The organism is Pseudomonas sp. zfem001 (assembly GCF_032621725.1).
GTDB classification, from domain to species: Bacteria; Pseudomonadota; Gammaproteobacteria; order Pseudomonadales; family Pseudomonadaceae; genus Aquipseudomonas; species Aquipseudomonas sediminis.
This window is the reverse complement of sequence record NZ_JAVYJI010000005.1, coordinates 208,254-223,362: the sequence shown is the minus strand read 5'-3', so window position 1 is coordinate 223,362 and position 15,109 is coordinate 208,254. Positions and strand designations below refer to the sequence as shown.

Genomic DNA, 15,109 nt, shown 5'->3' with positions numbered 1-15,109 from the left:
AAACGCGCGCTGGAACGAAATGAGCCTGGCCGCCGAGGCGAGGCCGATGTTGATCAGTGTTGCACAAAGCCACGCGCTGTCGGCTGCGACCAAGGTAGCAGCCAAGCAGGCGTGCTTTGCGACGGGACTCGATTGTGCCGCAGCGCAGGGGCTGATAGCTTGGCTGGTTTGCGACTCTGTCCGAGGAAGGACCCTATGTTCAAGCCGCAGCTGGTGACTTTGCAACGTGGCGCTCTGCGCCTGGAACCGCTCTCCGACGCCGATATCCCTGGCCTGGTGGCGCTGGCCGAGGCCAACCGCGAGGAGCTGTTGTACATGAGCGGTACCCAGCGGCTGGACTGGTACCGCAGCGCCCTGGCCGATCTGCGTGAGCAGCGGGCACTGCCGTTCGTCATTCGCCTGGGTGACGAAATGGTGGGTACCACGCGCTTCGCCGACTTCATGAACACCCTGCCGGCCTGTGAAATTGGCTGGACCTGGCTTGATCACCGCCAGCATGGCAGCGGGTTGAACGCCAGCATCAAGTATTTGATGCTCAAGCACGCTTTCGAAAATTGGGGCATGGTCCGCGTGCAGCTGAAAACTGCCGCCAGCAACCTGCGTTCGCAACGCGCTATCGAGAAGCTCGGCGCAGTTCGTGAAGGATTGCTGCGCAACCATCGCCGCCTGGCTGATGGCCGGCTCGATGACACCGTGCTGTACAGCATCACCGACCTGGAATGGCCGGCGCTGCGTGAGGCGATGGAGGCGGGCTTCAACGCCTGAGCCGTATGCACAGTCGTGAGCAGACCCGCTTCTGGCAAGCCTCCGCATTGAGCGGAGTCGAGCTGTTGCAGGCGCGCTACCTCGAGCAGCGTTTCGCTCCGCACGTACATGAAGGGTTCGTCTTCACCGTGATCGAGCATGGCGCCCAGCGCTTTCGCCACCGTGGCTGCGATCATTTGGCGCCGCAGGGCAGTATGGTGCTGATCAACCCTGATGAAGTGCACACCGGCTCCAAGGCGCACGAAGACGGCTGGCGCTATCGCGGTTTCTATCCCGACAACGCCCAGGTACTGGGAGCGCTACAGGAGCTGGGTCTGGCCAAGGCTGGCATGCCGTCGTTTACCTTCAGCGTGCTGCATGATCCGCGTTTGCACGCGGCCTTTCTGCAACTACACCAACTGCTCGAACATGGCGCCGAGGCGTTGCAGCAGCAATTGGCCTGGCGTGAGGCGATCCTGTTGCTGTTCCAGCATCATGCACAGCTCGCCGAACCACCTGTGCCTGGGCGCGAGCCCTGGGCCGTGGCTTGTGCCAAGCAGATGCTCGCCGAGCGACTGGTCGAGCCGCCGTCGCTGGAAGAGCTGGCGGCTGCGGTCAATCTTTCACCGTTTCATTTCGCGCGCGTATTTCGCCGCGCGACCGGCTTGCCGCCGCATGCCTGGCTCAAACAGCGTCGCCTCGAACAGGCGCGGGCATTGCTCAAGATGGGTTGCACGGCGGTCGCTGTGGCGATGCAGTTGGGCTTCGCCGATCAGAGCCACTTGTCGCGGCAGTTCAAGCAGGTTTATGGCGTGAGCCCAGGTGAATATCGCAGCGCGGTGGCCCGGAGCTGACAGCAGGAATAAAAAGGTTCTTCGTATTCTCGCGGGGAGGATACGCTTGACAGCGGACTGGCAAGTTTGGGTACGTATTGCTCACGGGCTTAGCACTATCCATTACCGAATCCACTGAGCGTTTGGGTTGCGCCCCTTACGGGCGCCACACCTTTCTTGCTTGCCCAAGAAAGGTGTGCCAAAGAAGGGCACCCCGACATTCGGGTTTCGCTACGCGAAACTTCCCTCGCTCCGGCGCTGCTCCGGGGGCCGGCTTACAAGGGCCATCCCTGGCCCTTTAAGCCTCTCGCCGCATCCATGCGGCTCGCTCCCCTACGCAACACCTACACTCGGCCTCCTGAAGGGGACCGGGTCGCGAGCTTGCGATATCTCCGGAAGATCAAAGTCGGTAGCGTTTGGCTTTTGCTCTTCAACCGCGATGGTACAGACGACGGCCAAGTCCCCTTCAGGAGGCCGAGTGGAATCGCCATGTAAGGGGTTGAGCGACATGGATGTCGCGAGAGCTGCGATGGGCCAGGGATGGCCCTTCGCGGCGTGCCCCTGGAGTGGTGATGGAACGAGGGAGCCCCGGCGTAGCCGGGGCCGGATGGTGGGGTGCCCTTCTCTTTGGTTACTTTCTCTTGGGCAAGCAAGAGCTACGAAGCGCAGCGAAGTAACAGCCGCAGGCTGGCCCACAGGGTGAGCGCAGCGAATCAAGTGACTTGTAAGTTGTTCCACACCTGCTCCAGACCGCCAGTGACTAGATCTCCAGATCGTGGGCGAGCGAGGGTCGGAGCAGGTTTTTCTTGATTAACCCGAACGGTTGCCTGAGCTCAAAGCTCGTTTCTGCAAGTCAGGGTGAGAGAGGAATGCCATGAACCAAGAACTTCTCGTTGTTGGAATCGATATCTCGAAGAACTTTCTCGATGTCTTCGTCAGTGGCAGCGTCACGCTCCAGCGCTATGCCAACGACACTCCAGGCAGGGCCCAACTGGCTACCGATATGCTGGCCTTGGTACCCCACCTGATCGTGGCTGAGGCAACGGGTGGCCTGGAACGCCTCCTGATTGCGGAGCTAGCTGCACAGAAATTGCCGTTGGTGCTGGTCAATCCAAGGCAAGTCCGTGACTTTGCCAAGGCATCAGGTCAACTGGCCAAGACCGACGCGTTGGATGCTCGGGTTCTCGCCGCATTCGGCATTGCCATCCGTCCCGCCATCCGCCCGTTACCCGATGAGCAGGCGCTCGAACTGGCGGATCTGGTTGGGCGTCGGCGACAACTGGTCGACATGATGGTCGCCGAAAAGCTGCGCTTGCAGCAGGCGGTGGGCAAGGCCCTGCGACGCGACATCAAGCTGCACATCCAGTGGCTGGAGAAGCGCCTCAGAGCCAACGATGCCGGGATAAATGACGCCATTCAAAAGTCAGAGATCTGGCGGGCCAAGGATGACTTGCTGGCTGAAGTGAAAGGTATCGGGCCCGTTTGTCGAATCACGTTACTAGCTCTACTGCCAGAGCTGGGCCTCCTGAACCGCAAGCAGATTGCAGCACTGGTGGGGGTGGCGCCATTCAATCGGGACAGCGGCTACTACCGAGGTACCCGGCGAGTCTGGGGTGGACGATCCGAAGTCAGGAAGGTGCTCTACATGGCTACGCTGTCGGCCATTCGCAGCCACAACGAGGTCGTGTACAGCTTCTACCGGCGACTTAAGGAACAGGGGAAACCAGGCAAAGTAGCGGTCGTCGCCTGCATGCGGAAATTGCTTACCATCCTCAATGCGATGCTCCGTGATCAGGCTCATTTCAGGCCTCAAGTGGCTTGACGCTGAACACGGTTGCTCGCCCGTAAGGGGCGAAACCCTTCAGATCAGACGACGCGCTAACGGATAGTGCCAGCACCGGCAGCTAACGCTAAATTGCCAGTCCGGTATCAAGCGTATCTCCCCACAAGAACCTCTTTTATTCGGCCCGGCGTGCACATTGCCAATGCGATCAGAGCTCGGACTTGAGCGTTTCGAACGCCTCCTTGAGATAACTGGCCACGGGTTTGGGCTGGCCCGACTGCTCCTGCCAGGTCTGGATCGCCAGGCGCATGGCCCCCAGTGACGCCATGGCCACCACACGCAGCGTCATGCGCCGCTCGGGTTGACGCCAGACCTCGCAGAGCGTGGCAAACAGCTGTTTCTCCTGCTCGGCGTAATACGCCTGCTTGCGCGCCAGCAGCGACTCGCTGGAGCGCATCAAGCGGTCGATGGCTGCCATCTGCTCGGTGGTATAGCGGGAGATATGACTCACCAATACATCACGCACGGCGTCCAACGGCGCGATATCCGGCGACACCTGCAGCAGCTCGCGATGGATGCCCGCCCAGCCGGCCTCCTGCCAGGACAAGATGACGTCATCCTTCGACTTGAAATAGGAAAAGAAGGTACGCCGCGAGATACCCGCCTCGGCAGCAATCGCATCGAGCGTGGTGCTTTCGTAACCATTTGTGAGAAACAACTGCAGCCCGACTTCGGCGATACGCTGCCGAGTGGCCCGGCGCTTGCGCTCTCGCAGGCCTTCGGCAGGTGCATGGCCCTCGGGAGGGAGAGATTCGGACATTCCAATAGCCTATTGCGATAACTGCACTCAGTGCACTAATATTTGCACTCAGTGCAATTATTCATGCATTCAGATTAGCGCTCCATTCTGAGGCAAGGCAACGATCATGGCCAACTGGACAGTTTCCGACATCCCTTCACTAAAGGGTCGCACCGCCGTTATCACCGGCACCGGCGGGCTCGGCTTCGAAGACGCAAAAGCCCTGGCCGAGGCGGGAGCGCGGGTCATACTCGCCGGCCGCAATCCATCGCGCGGAGCGGCAGCCGTCGAACAGATACGCCAAGCCACTCCGGGCGCTGACGTCTGCTTCGAGCAGCTGGACCTGGCCAGCCTCGACTCTATCGAGGCTTTCGCCAAACGCCTTGGCGAGTCCGACGGGCACATCGACCTGCTGATCAACAACGCTGGGGTGATGACGCCGCCACAGCGCCAGGAGACGGCCGATGGTTTCGAACTGCAGTTCGGCACCAACCACCTCGGCCATTTCGCTCTGACCTCACGACTACTGCCGCTGCTGCGCAAGGGCGATGAGCCGCGCGTCATCAGCCTCTCGAGCATTGCCGCCAGGCAAGGCGCGATTGACCTGAACGACCTGCAGTCCACCCGTAACTACAAGCCGATGGTCGCTTACAGCCAATCCAAGCTAGCCTGCCTGATGTTCGCCCTGGAGCTGCAGCGCCGTAGCAATGCAGCGGGTTGGGGCATCCGCAGCATCGCCGCGCACCCAGGGATTTCCCGCACCGAACTTCTACCCAATGGTGCTGGCAAGTGGAGCGCGGCCGGCAGTGCGCGCCGCCTGCTCTGGTTCATGTTCCAACCAGCGGCTCAGGGTGCGCTGCCGACGCTGTTCGCCGCGACCGCAGCGCACGCTCAGGGCGGCGCCTATTACGGCCCGAACAGAATGAGCGAAACCCGCGGTTATCCCACACTCGCCAGAACGCCTCTGCAAGCGACGGATCTGGGCATGGCCAGACGTTTATGGAACGAATCCGAGCGCCTGGTCGGCCTGAGCTATCCCGCCGCTCCCTTGCGGGCCAACAAGCCCTATCAGCTCTTTCCATAGCCGCCATTTCGATCATTCGCCCGCCGCAGCCAGGAATCCGTATCACGATGAACTCGACTCTGAACTACCCAGCCAGCAACGACGACCCTGTCACCTCCACAGCGACTGAACTCGCCGCCCAGTCTCAGCGTAAAGGCTGGCGAGTGGTGGCCACTGCATTGCTGGCCATGCTGGCCGTTTCGAATACGGCCACGGCCAGCGCAACCGAAGAAGATGAGCCGGCCTACGAGATCACCGATTTCGACTGGGTCGATCAATCCCGCTCGCGCGCCGTTCCAGTACGTCTTTACTGGCCGGCAAACGTACAGCCAGGTGCCAGCGTACCGCTGGTGGTGTTCTCCCATGGCATCGGCGGCTCGCGCAAAGGCTATAGCTACCTTGGCAAGCACTGGTCGAGCCATGGCGTCGCCAGCCTGCACGTACAGCACATCGGCAGTGATTCCACGCTGTGGCGAGGCAACCCGTTCGGCGTGGTGGAGCGCCTGCATGATGCCGCTCAGGAAAGCGAGGCGATGGCCCGCGCCAGCGACGTGCACTTCGCACTGGACCAGATGCTTTCCACTGTGACAGGGCAAATGGGTGCTGCGATCGATCAACAGCGCATCGTCGTGGCCGGGCACTCCTACGGCGCCAATACCGCCTTGCTCTCGGTGGGCGCGCAGGTGGTCAGGAAAGGTCAGGTCATCAATTACCGCGACCCTCGCTTCGCCGCCGCGGTGATCATTTCGGCCCCGCCGTTCTATGGCGAAAACAACCTGGCAGCGGTGCTCGGCCAGGTCTCGGTACCGACTCTGCATGTGACTGCAACCGATGACGTGATCCAGATTCCAGGCTATCGCTCAGGAGCGGATGACCGCTTGGCGATCTACGACGCGGTGGCCAACCCGACCAAGCTGCTGGCGGTATTTCGCGATGGTTCTCACAGCATATTCACCGATCGCTCGCTCACCGGAGGGCCTTCGCTCAACGCCAAGACCAAGACAGCCACGGCCGATCTGAGCCTGGCCTTTCTCGATCTGGTGTTCCGCGGCGATGGTGCTGCGCTGACGCAGTGGCAAACCGACTGGCAGCCTATCCTTGCCCAGGCGCGCGGCATCGGCAGCACTGCGCTGGCAGCCCCGAAGCACGCCGTCACTAACTGATACCGGCGAGTCATCGGGCGCAACTCGCTCAAGGACTACCTTATCTGACGCGTCGCCCAGGTGTTTCAGGTGCCGAAACGGGGACGATCAGTTCAATGCGGCCAGCAACTGTGCGCAATCCTGCGCATGCAACTCGGTCAGTTCCGGCCAGGGATTGTCCGGCAAGTTGACCAGCACGCTGCGCGCGCCTGCGGCCTGGGCGCATTCCAGGTCGAAGCGGTAGTCGCCGACCATCACCAGCTCCTGCGGCTTGACCGTCCAACGTTCGGCCAGATGCAGCAGCCCGCCCGGATGCGGTTTGGGCGGCGCCTCGTCGCGACCGAGGATATCGGCGGTGGCGAAGCAGTCATCCAGACCGATGGCCTGCAATGTCAGCAAGGCCAGCGAGTGAGCGTTACGGGTGAGGATGCCGAGCTGGCAGCCGCGCTCGCTCAGCGCGCGCACCAGTTCGATGGCTCCCGGTGCCGGGCGCGAAGCCACTGCCAGTTCGCGCTCGTGCTCCAGCAGCCAGGCATGCTTGGCCGCCGCCTCGTCTGCCGGCAGCGCCGCCAGGTGATGGAGAATGTCATCCTCCTGGGGAATGCCCAGCGCCCGCTTGATCGCCGGGAAATCATGCACTGCCAGGGTCAGGGTGCCGTCCATGTCGAACACCCAGTTACGAGCTTCGCGCAGTGCCTTCACTTCCAGTCCTCACGCACACGGGTCAGGCCTTCCTGGGCCGCCGAGGCCACCAGCTCACCCTGACGGTTGTAGATGCTGGCGCGGGAGAAGCCGCGGGCATTGCCGGCCCAGGGGCTGTCCATGGCGTACAGCAGCCAGTCGTCCATGCGCAGGTTGCGGTGGAACCACAGCGAGTGGTCGAGGCTGGCCACCTGCATGAACTTCTGGAACACCGACACGCCATGGGGCTGCATCGAGGTAGTCAGCAGGTTGAAGTCACTGGCATAGGCCAGCAGGTACTTGTGCAGCTGCGGGTCGTCCGGCAGCTCGCCGGCGGCGCGGAACCACACGTACTTGACCGGATCGCAGGGCTGCGGGGCAAAGGGGTTGATCAGGGTGACCGGGCGGATCTCGATCGGCTTGTCGCTGGTCAACCGCTCACGCATGCGCTCGGGAATCATCGGCGCAACCATGCGCGCCAGCTCAGTTTCCGACTTCAGGTCCTCGGGACCGGGGACGTCCGGCATCTGGTTCTGATGGTGAAAGCCTTCCTCGTCGTACTGAAAGGACGCACTGCAGAAGAAGATCGGCTGGCCCTTCTGCACCGCCACCACGCGGCGAGTGCTGAAGCTGCCGCCATCACGGGTGCGCTCGACCTGGTAGACCACCGGCAGGCTGGCATCGCCCGGGCGCAGGAAGTAGCCGTGCATGGAGTGCACATGGCGCGCCTCTTCGACCGTCTGGCTGGCGGCGGAAATGCATTGGCCGAGCACCTGGCCGCCGAACAGCTGGCGAAAACCGAGATCCTGGCTGCGGCCACGGAACAGGTTTTCCTCGATCTGCTCCAGGCTCAGCAGCGCGACCAGATCGTCGAGTACCTGGGTCATGGAGTCTCTCCTTGTGCAGGGGTTGGTAATCGCGGTTGGGAATAGGCCGGCAGGGACGTCAGGCGTTCATCCCAGACGGCGCGGCCAAGGGTGAAATGGTAAAGACTTTGCCAGCCGCTGTCGGCATCGCCGAGCAATTCCCGCAAAGCGTCGTCGAAATAACAACCGATGCCAGTGCCGGAAAGCCCCGCCGCCTCGGCCTCCAGGTACAGCAACTGACCGATCTGGCCACATTCCCAGTAGAGCCGTGGATAACGCCAATAGCCATTGGCAACGGCGCGTTCCACTCGCGCCAGCATGGCCAAGGCCACGCAGCCGTCGGCAGCGATGTCCTGGCCGCAACTGAGAAAACCCGACAGGCCACGGGCATCGCCTTCGAGCAGACGATACAGCGGCAGGTCATCATCCACCCGCTGCCATAGGTAATCCTCGCGCAGTGGCTGCACGCCGCTGCCTGTGCGATCCAGCCAGTACAAACCGGGCTCCAAGCCCTGTACACGATGGACGAACAGCAGCAGGTCGATCTCGCTCGGCTCACCGGTCATGGCGAACGGCACTGGGGATTGCGCCGGCATCAGGCGGCGCAGCCAGGCCAGCAACAGTGCAGCCTGAATACCGCTGCGGTCGTCCATGCTCTGCGCGCTGCGCCGGCGATGCAGGATCGGCCTGAGCGGCAAACCGGGGTTGTCATTGCGAACGCCAGCAGCATCTACGCTCCATTCGGCACGGGGCCGCGCTGGCGCGCGGCATACCCCATGCACACGCTGCAGTTCGGGCCAGTGGCGATAGTCACGTGACAGGCGATTAGGCATACCACTCCGCTCAAGCTGCGCCAGTGCCGTCAGCAGAGTCTCGGGCAGGGCGAACTCCATCGTCTGCGCCGGACCGATCCATAGCAGACAGTCGCCGTGTTCGGCCTCATGAAAGCGCTCATCATCCAGCCCAAACAGACCGTCCAGGCGTGCTTCGGCCACGCCTTGCAGCATGCGCACCTGCCAGCCCTGTACACCGGCGGCGATGGCCAGCGCCGCCAGGGCGTGCCCCAGGTCGTGCTGGCAATAGCGGTAGGCGCGTTCGCCGTACTTCCAGGCCTCGCGCCAGGCGATGCTGCTCAGACCGAGGAGAAAACCACCGGGTGGCAGGCAGTCGGCAAGCTGCCGGCCGAGCGGTGCGGGCAGCTCGCTGCGCACCTCCAGGGCATGGACATCCGGCGCGTAGTGGGCCAGCACAGCGTCATCCTCGACAGCGCCAGGCGGCAGCAACAGGTAAGCCTCGGTCGGGTGCAGATTGCCGGACGACGGGTTGACCCGCAGCGCCCAGCGACTGCCGCCAGCCTCCTTCCAAGCGGAAATGGCCAGGCTGTCGTACAGCAGTTGCGAGACGCTGGCGCGACTCAGTGGCGCGGGCGGGGCCTGCGGCCCGGCGAAAGCCGTGTCGTACGCGGGCCCTTCTTCCAGCGGGCGGTGGTACAACTCGATCAATCGGGCGCCCTCATAGCGGCGAAACGGCGCCGGCTGAGTCGCCCAATCCAGCTGCCCCGGCCCCGGAGCGAAACGCTCGGGGGCGTGTTTGCTGAGCTGGTGATAGGCGAGCACGTCGGTCATCGCTGCGCCTCCCACTGCTCGCGGCGGATGCGGTAGAGCACATGCGGTTGCAGTGGATGGCCGTCCGGCAAACGCGGGTGGAGGAAGTCGGCGCTTTCGTCACGCTGCATACCGATGCTGCGCATCACTGCCTGCGACGGCAGATTGGCCGGTACGGTGAAGCTCAATACCTCATCCAACCCAAGCTGCTCGAAGGCCACGGCCAGTGAAGCGCGCGCCGCCTCGCTGGCATAGCCCTGACGCCAGTGCGCCCGTGCCAGACGCCAGCCGATTTCCACAGCCGGCACGAACGGCGCATCGAAGCCGACGTGAGCCAGGCCCGTGACACCGATCAACTCGCCCGTATCGCGCCGCTCCAGCGCCCAGAAGCCAAAGCCGTGCTGATCGAAATGCGCACGTATGCGCGCCAGCAGTTGTGCGCTCTGCTCGGCGTCCATAGGCGCGGGAAAATAACGCATCACCTCGGCGTCGGCATTAAGTGCGACCAGCGCCGGCAGGTCACTGTCGCGCCAGGTACGCAGCAAGAGGCGCTCGGCGGAGGTTTCGATCAGGGGCATGGCGATTATCTCGATTGGCTGCGACCATAATGCGTCGATTCGATGAGCGCCCATTGTATGCCGCTACCGCTGGTCTACCACGAGGATTACAGCCCGCCCTTCCCGGCCGGGCATCGTTTCCCCATGGAGAAATTCCGCCTGTTGCGCGATCACCTGGTCGATAGCGGCCTGACCACGGATGCTGAGCTGCAGTGTCCCGAGCTGTGCCCGGCAGAGATTCTCGCCCTGGTGCATTGCCCGGACTATATCGCCCGCTATATGGCTGGCGAGCTGTCCTACGAGGATCAGCGCCGCCTCGGCCTGCCCTGGAGCGATGCTCTGGCCCGACGCACCGTGCGCGCCGTCGGTGGCTCGCTGCTGACCGCCGAACTGGCCCTGCGTCATGGCCTGGCCTGCCATCTGGCTGGCGGCACGCACCATGCGCACTACGATTTTCCGTCTGGTTTCTGCATCTTCAACGACCTGGCGGTGATCGCCCGCTACCTGCTCGAAGCTGGCCGCGTGCACCGGGTGCTGATCTTCGACTGCGACGTGCATCAGGGCGACGGCACCGCACGGCTGCTGGAGAACGAGCCGGACGCGGTTACCGTGTCGCTGCATTGCGAACAGAACTTCCCGGCGCGCAAGGCGCAGAGCGACTGGGACATCCCCCTGCCTCGCGGCATGGGCGATGAGGATTACCTGAAGGTGGTGGACGACATCCTCAACTACCTGCTGCCGATCTATCAACCGGACCTAGTGCTCTACGACGCCGGCGTCGACGTGCACAAGGACGATGCCCTGGGCTACCTGCAACTTACTGACGCGGGCCTTGCCGCCCGTGACGAAGCAGTGCTGCAGCACTGTCTGGGCCGCGACATCCCGGTACTGGGTGTGATCGGCGGGGGCTACTCCAAGGACCACGCCGCCCTCGCCCGCCGCCACGGCATCCTCCATCACAGCGCGGCGAAGGTGTGGGCGGCACGAGGGTTGGGCTAGACGCCCGCCCCTACATGACCCTGACGATCAGCCGGCCAGCACCATGTTCAACGCCTGCTCCAGGGTCGCCACGGTACGTTCGATGTTGCCCAGTTTGTCCAGGCCGAACAGACCAAGCCGGAAGGTCTGGAAGTCCGCCGGTTCGTCGCATTGCAGCGGTACGCCTGCGGCGATCTGCAGGCCGATGGCGGCGAACTTGGCGCCGGTCTTGATCTGCGCATCGTCGGTGTAGCAAACCACCACGCCAGGCGCCTCGAAGCCCTTGGCCGCGACGCTCTTGAAGCCGCGTGCCGCCAGCAGAGCGCGTACCCGGTCACCGAGTTCCTGCTGTTGCTCGCGAACCTTGGCGAAACCAAGGGCCTTGGCCTCCAGCATGGCGTCGCGGAAACGCGCCAGCGCATCGCTGGGCATGGTGGCGTGGTAGGCGTGGCCGCCCTGCTCGTAGGCCTGCATGATCTGCAGCCATTTCTTCAGGTCGCAGGCGAAGCTGGTGCTCTGGGTCGCCTCGACGCGCGCCTGGGCCGCCTCGCTGAGCATCACCAGGGCGCAGCAGGGCGAGGCGCTCCAACCCTTCTGCGGGGCGCTGATCAGCACGTCGATGCCGCAGGCCTGCATGTCCACCCAGAGGGTGCCAGAGGCGATGCAGTCGAGCACGAACAGGCCACCGACGGCGTGCACCGCATCGCTCACCGCACGCAGGTAATCGTCCGGCAGGATCATGCCTGAGGAGGTTTCCACGTGTGGGGCGAACACCACCTGCGGCTTCTCGGCAGCGATGGTGGCCAGCACTTCGTCCAGCGGCGCCGGGGCGAAGGCAGCCTGAGGGCCGTCGGCCACCGGGCGTGCCTTGAGTACCTGCGCCGCGGCGGGAATCCGGCCCATGTCGAAGATCTGCGTCCAGCGATAGCTGAACCAGCCGTTGCGGATCACCAGGCACTTCTGATCAGTTGCCAACTGCCGTGCCACCGCTTCCATGCCGTAGGTGCCGCTGCCCGGAACCACTGCCACGGCATGGGCGTTGTAGACCTGTTTGAGAGTGGCGGAGATATCGCGCATCACACCCTGGAACGACTGCGACATATGGTTCAGCGAGCGGTCGGTGTAGACCACCGAATATTCGATCAGGCCATCAGGATCGATGTCGGGGCAGATCTGGGACATAACGGGCTCCAGCCAAAAAGGTTCGACCAGAACCTGCACTAACCCTGTGCAAATGACAAGGCCAGGGAGCACTCGGGTAGAATACGCAGCCTTTCTCGGACCGCCTGCCACCATGACCACAGCCACCAAGCCCAACGCCCATCACGTTGCCATTATCGGCGGCGGCCCTACCGGGCTGATGGCTGCCGAGGTGCTGGCACAGGGCGGCGTGCACGTAGATTTGTTCGATGCCATGCCCTCGGTGGGGCGCAAGTTCCTGCTGGCGGGCGTTGGCGGCATGAACATCACGCACTCCGAGCCCAAGGAAGCCTTTATCGGCCGCTACGGCGAGCGCCAGGGCGAGGTCGCGGCGCTGCTGCAAGGTTTCGATGCCGACGCCCTGCGCGCCTGGATTCACGGCCTGGGCATCGACACCTTCGTCGGCACCTCCGGCCGCGTGTTCCCCAGCGACATGAAGGCTGCGCCGCTGCTGCGCGCCTGGCTGCGCCGCCTGCGCGATCTGGGCGTGGCGATCCATACCCGCAGCCGCTGGCTGGGCTGGAATGACGACGGCAGCCTGCGCATCGGCGGGCCGGACGGCGAACGCGCCGTGGTCAGCGATGCCTGCCTGCTGGCACTGGGCGGCGGCAGTTGGGCGCGCCTGGGCTCCGACGGCGCCTGGGTGCCGCTGCTGCAAGCACGCGACATCGAAGTGGCGGCGTTGAAACCGAGCAACTGCGGTTTCGAGGTCGCCGGCTGGAGCGACTACTTGCGCGAGAAATTCGCCGGCGCGCCACTGAAGAACGTCGCCCTCGCCCTGCCGGATCAGCCCGCGCGTATCGGCGAGTTCGTGCTGACGGCGGGCGGCATCGAAGGCAGCCTGGTGTACGCCTTTTCCGCCGACATCCGTCGCGCCATCGAGGCCGACGGCCAGGCCGTGATCAACCTCGACCTGCTGCCACAGATGCCGCTGGCCAAGCTGCAACAGGCGCTGGGCAGACCGCGCGGCAAGCACTCGATGGCCAAGCACCTGCATCGCCAGGCCGGCCTCGACGGCGTGAAGGCCGGGCTGCTGCGTGAACTGGCACCTGCTGCTGCCTTTGCCGAACCGGCCGATCTGGCGCCCTGGATCAAGGCGCTGCCGATTACCTTGCTGCGCACCCGGCCGCTGGACGAGGCGATCAGCAGCGCCGGCGGCGTGCCCTTCGCGGCGCTGGATGACGGCCTGATGCTCAAGGCGCTGCCCGGCGTGTTCTGCGCCGGGGAAATGCTCGACTGGGAAGCGCCCACCGGTGGCTATCTACTCACTGGGTGTTTCGCCAGTGGCCGGGTCGCGGCACAGGGCATACTCGGCTGGTTGCATCCGGGCTACAGCTGAAAACCGCTGTGACGCCACGCAGGCTACGGCTATGCTCAATCTCAGCGCTTCCCACACAGGTAATTAGCTGCCGTGATCCCTCTGCTGGTCTGCGACGACTCCAATATGGCGCGCAAGCAATTGATCCGCGCGCTGCCGGCTGAATGGCCGGTCACCCTCAGCCAGGCCACCAACGGCGAAGAAGCACTGGCATTGATCCGCCAGGGACAGGGTCAGGTCATGCTGCTCGACCTGACCATGCCGGTGCTCGATGGCTACCAGACCCTGGCCGCTTTGCGCGCCGAAGGGCTCAGCAGCCAGGTCATCGTGGTCTCCGGCGACGTCCAGGAAGAAGCCGTGCGCCGCGTGCGTGAACTTGGCGCCCTGGCCTTCATCAAGAAACCCGCCGACCCCGAGATTCTGCGCCAGACGCTGATCGCGCTGGGCCTGTTCAACCCGCAGGGCACGCCAGCGGCGCAGGCCCAGGGGGTGGCATTGTCGGACCTGAAAGTCAGCTTCCGCGATGCCCTGCGCGAAGTCAGCAACGTTGCCATGGGCCGCGCCGCCGCACTGCTGGCCAAGGTACTGGGTGTATTCGTGCAGCTGCCGGTGCCGCAGGTGAACATCTTCGAAGTCAGCGAGCTGCACATGACCCTGCTCGACGCTCAACGCGGCGAGCGCTTCAGCGCCATCTGCCAGGGTTTCATCGGCGAGGCCATCGCCGGCGAAGCCCTGCTGCTGTTCCATGATTCGGAAGTGGAGGACATGGCGCGCCTGCTCGGCTGGCAGCCGAAGAACGAAGCGGAAACCTCGGAGATGCTCCTGGATCTGGCCAGCATCCTGATCGGCGCTTGCCTCGCCGGTATCGCCGAGCAGCTCGACCTGCGTTTCTCCCAGGGCCACCCGCAACTGCTCGGCCAGCACGCCAGCCTTGACCAGATCATCCAGGTCAACCGTCAGCGCTGGCGCAAGACCCTGGCCGTTGAGATCAGCTACAGCCTGGAGGGCCACGCCATCCATTTCGACCTGCTGCTGTTGTTCACCGAAGACTCGATCAAGCGCCTGACCGCCAAGATCGGCTACCTGATGGAGTGAGACGATGCCCGCGCAGATCGATATAAAGGAAGTCCACTGGCTGCTCGACATCGTGCAATGCATCGACGTTGGCGTGGTGGTGCTCGACCGCCAGTACCGCGTTGAGGTGTGGAACGCCTTCATGGAAAACCACTCCGGTTTGGGCCCGGATCAGGTGCAGGGCCGCTCGCTGTTCGAGCTGTTCCCCGACATCGACCGCCCCTGGCTGGAACGCAAGGTGGAAAGCGTGGTGCAACTGGGCACCCGCGCCTTCAGCCTGTGGCAACAGCGCCCTTACCTGATGCGCTTCAAGAGTTACCAGCCGATCACCGGCCAGGCCGACTTCATGTATCAGAACGTCACCCTGTTGCCGCTGGCGGGCCAGCCGGTGGAGCATGTATGCCTGGTGATCTATGACATGACCGCCGCTGCCGTGGCCGCACGAACGACTCAATGATCCGTAGCGC

The 15,109-nt window shown here is 63.8% G+C and carries 15 protein-coding genes; 9 read left to right on the top strand and 6 right to left on the bottom strand.

Annotated elements, in window-relative coordinates:
• Positions 1 to 195 precede the first annotated feature (195 nt).
• From RTH74_RS17455 to RTH74_RS17445, 3 genes are all read left to right on the top strand, one after another.
• Complete coding sequence (locus RTH74_RS17455; RefSeq protein WP_099525733.1) at positions 196 to 765, top strand: GNAT family N-acetyltransferase; 570 nt, start codon at positions 196 to 198, stop codon at positions 763 to 765.
• A gap of 5 nt (positions 766 to 770) precedes the next feature.
• Positions 771 to 1,598: an AraC family transcriptional regulator gene (locus RTH74_RS17450; protein ID WP_316915476.1), complete on the top strand. Its 828-nt coding sequence runs from the start codon at positions 771 to 773 to the stop codon at positions 1,596 to 1,598.
• 853 nt (positions 1,599 to 2,451) lie between these two features.
• Positions 2,452 to 3,399, top strand: a complete 948-nt coding sequence (locus RTH74_RS17445) for an IS110 family transposase (RefSeq protein ID WP_316915475.1) — start codon at positions 2,452 to 2,454, stop codon at positions 3,397 to 3,399.
• A 169-nt stretch (positions 3,400 to 3,568) separates the two neighbouring features.
• Here the strand turns inward: RTH74_RS17445 and RTH74_RS17440 are convergent, their stop codons facing one another.
• Positions 3,569 to 4,180 (bottom strand): TetR/AcrR family transcriptional regulator, encoded by a 612-nt coding sequence (locus tag RTH74_RS17440; protein WP_179544012.1) that lies wholly within the window; start codon positions 4,178 to 4,180, stop codon positions 3,569 to 3,571.
• Positions 4,181 to 4,286: 106 nt separating this feature from the next.
• Here RTH74_RS17440 and RTH74_RS17435 point away from each other — a divergent pair, with 106 nt between their 5' ends.
• Positions 4,287 to 5,243: an SDR family oxidoreductase gene (locus RTH74_RS17435; RefSeq protein WP_316915474.1), complete on the top strand. Its 957-nt coding sequence runs from the start codon at positions 4,287 to 4,289 to the stop codon at positions 5,241 to 5,243.
• A 47-nt stretch (positions 5,244 to 5,290) separates the two neighbouring features.
• Complete coding sequence (locus tag RTH74_RS17430) at positions 5,291 to 6,385, top strand: lipase family protein (RefSeq protein ID WP_316915473.1); 1,095 nt, start codon at positions 5,291 to 5,293, stop codon at positions 6,383 to 6,385.
• An 87-nt stretch (positions 6,386 to 6,472) separates the two neighbouring features.
• On the opposite strand, the gene RTH74_RS17425 is transcribed toward RTH74_RS17430, so the two are convergent.
• The 4 genes from RTH74_RS17425 to RTH74_RS17410 are packed head-to-tail and all read right to left on the bottom strand — an operon-like array spanning position 6,473 to position 10,093.
• Positions 6,473 to 7,066, bottom strand: coding sequence for an HAD family hydrolase (locus RTH74_RS17425; protein WP_316915472.1), 594 nt, complete (start codon positions 7,064 to 7,066; stop codon positions 6,473 to 6,475).
• Entirely contained in the window at positions 7,063 to 7,932 is an 870-nt protein-coding gene (tesB, locus tag RTH74_RS17420) for an acyl-CoA thioesterase II (RefSeq protein ID WP_296229598.1), read from the bottom strand. Before tesB ends, RTH74_RS17425 begins: the two co-directional genes overlap by 4 nt.
• Positions 7,929 to 9,536, bottom strand: a complete 1,608-nt coding sequence (locus RTH74_RS17415) for a SagB/ThcOx family dehydrogenase (protein ID WP_316915471.1) — start codon at positions 9,534 to 9,536, stop codon at positions 7,929 to 7,931. The genes tesB and RTH74_RS17415 overlap by 4 nt, the downstream gene beginning before the upstream one ends.
• Positions 9,533 to 10,093: a GNAT family N-acetyltransferase gene (locus RTH74_RS17410; RefSeq protein ID WP_316915470.1), complete on the bottom strand. Its 561-nt coding sequence runs from the start codon at positions 10,091 to 10,093 to the stop codon at positions 9,533 to 9,535. The genes RTH74_RS17415 and RTH74_RS17410 overlap by 4 nt, the downstream gene beginning before the upstream one ends.
• Before the next feature lie 57 nt (positions 10,094 to 10,150).
• Here RTH74_RS17410 and RTH74_RS17405 point away from each other — a divergent pair, with 57 nt between their 5' ends.
• Positions 10,151 to 11,071, top strand: a complete 921-nt coding sequence (locus tag RTH74_RS17405) for a histone deacetylase (RefSeq protein WP_316915601.1) — start codon at positions 10,151 to 10,153, stop codon at positions 11,069 to 11,071.
• 27 nt (positions 11,072 to 11,098) lie between these two features.
• On the opposite strand, the gene RTH74_RS17400 is transcribed toward RTH74_RS17405, so the two are convergent.
• Positions 11,099 to 12,232, bottom strand: coding sequence for an aminotransferase class V-fold PLP-dependent enzyme (locus RTH74_RS17400; RefSeq protein WP_316915469.1), 1,134 nt, complete (start codon positions 12,230 to 12,232; stop codon positions 11,099 to 11,101).
• Positions 12,233 to 12,344: 112 nt separating this feature from the next.
• On the opposite strand from RTH74_RS17400, the gene RTH74_RS17395 reads away from it, so the two are divergent.
• The 3 genes from RTH74_RS17395 (at position 12,345) to RTH74_RS17385 (ending at position 15,099) form a co-directional block, all read left to right on the top strand.
• On the top strand, positions 12,345 to 13,589 hold the full coding sequence (locus RTH74_RS17395) for a TIGR03862 family flavoprotein (protein WP_316915468.1): 1,245 nt from the start codon (positions 12,345 to 12,347) through the stop codon (positions 13,587 to 13,589).
• 72 nt (positions 13,590 to 13,661) lie between these two features.
• Positions 13,662 to 14,663 carry a response regulator gene (locus RTH74_RS17390; RefSeq protein ID WP_316915467.1) on the top strand — a complete coding sequence of 334 codons (1,002 nt, stop codon included), beginning with the start codon at positions 13,662 to 13,664 and terminating at the stop codon, positions 14,661 to 14,663.
• 4 nt (positions 14,664 to 14,667) lie between these two features.
• Positions 14,668 to 15,099 (top strand): PAS domain-containing protein, encoded by a 432-nt coding sequence (locus RTH74_RS17385; RefSeq protein ID WP_041980629.1) that lies wholly within the window; start codon positions 14,668 to 14,670, stop codon positions 15,097 to 15,099.
• Positions 15,100 to 15,109 lie beyond the last annotated feature (10 nt).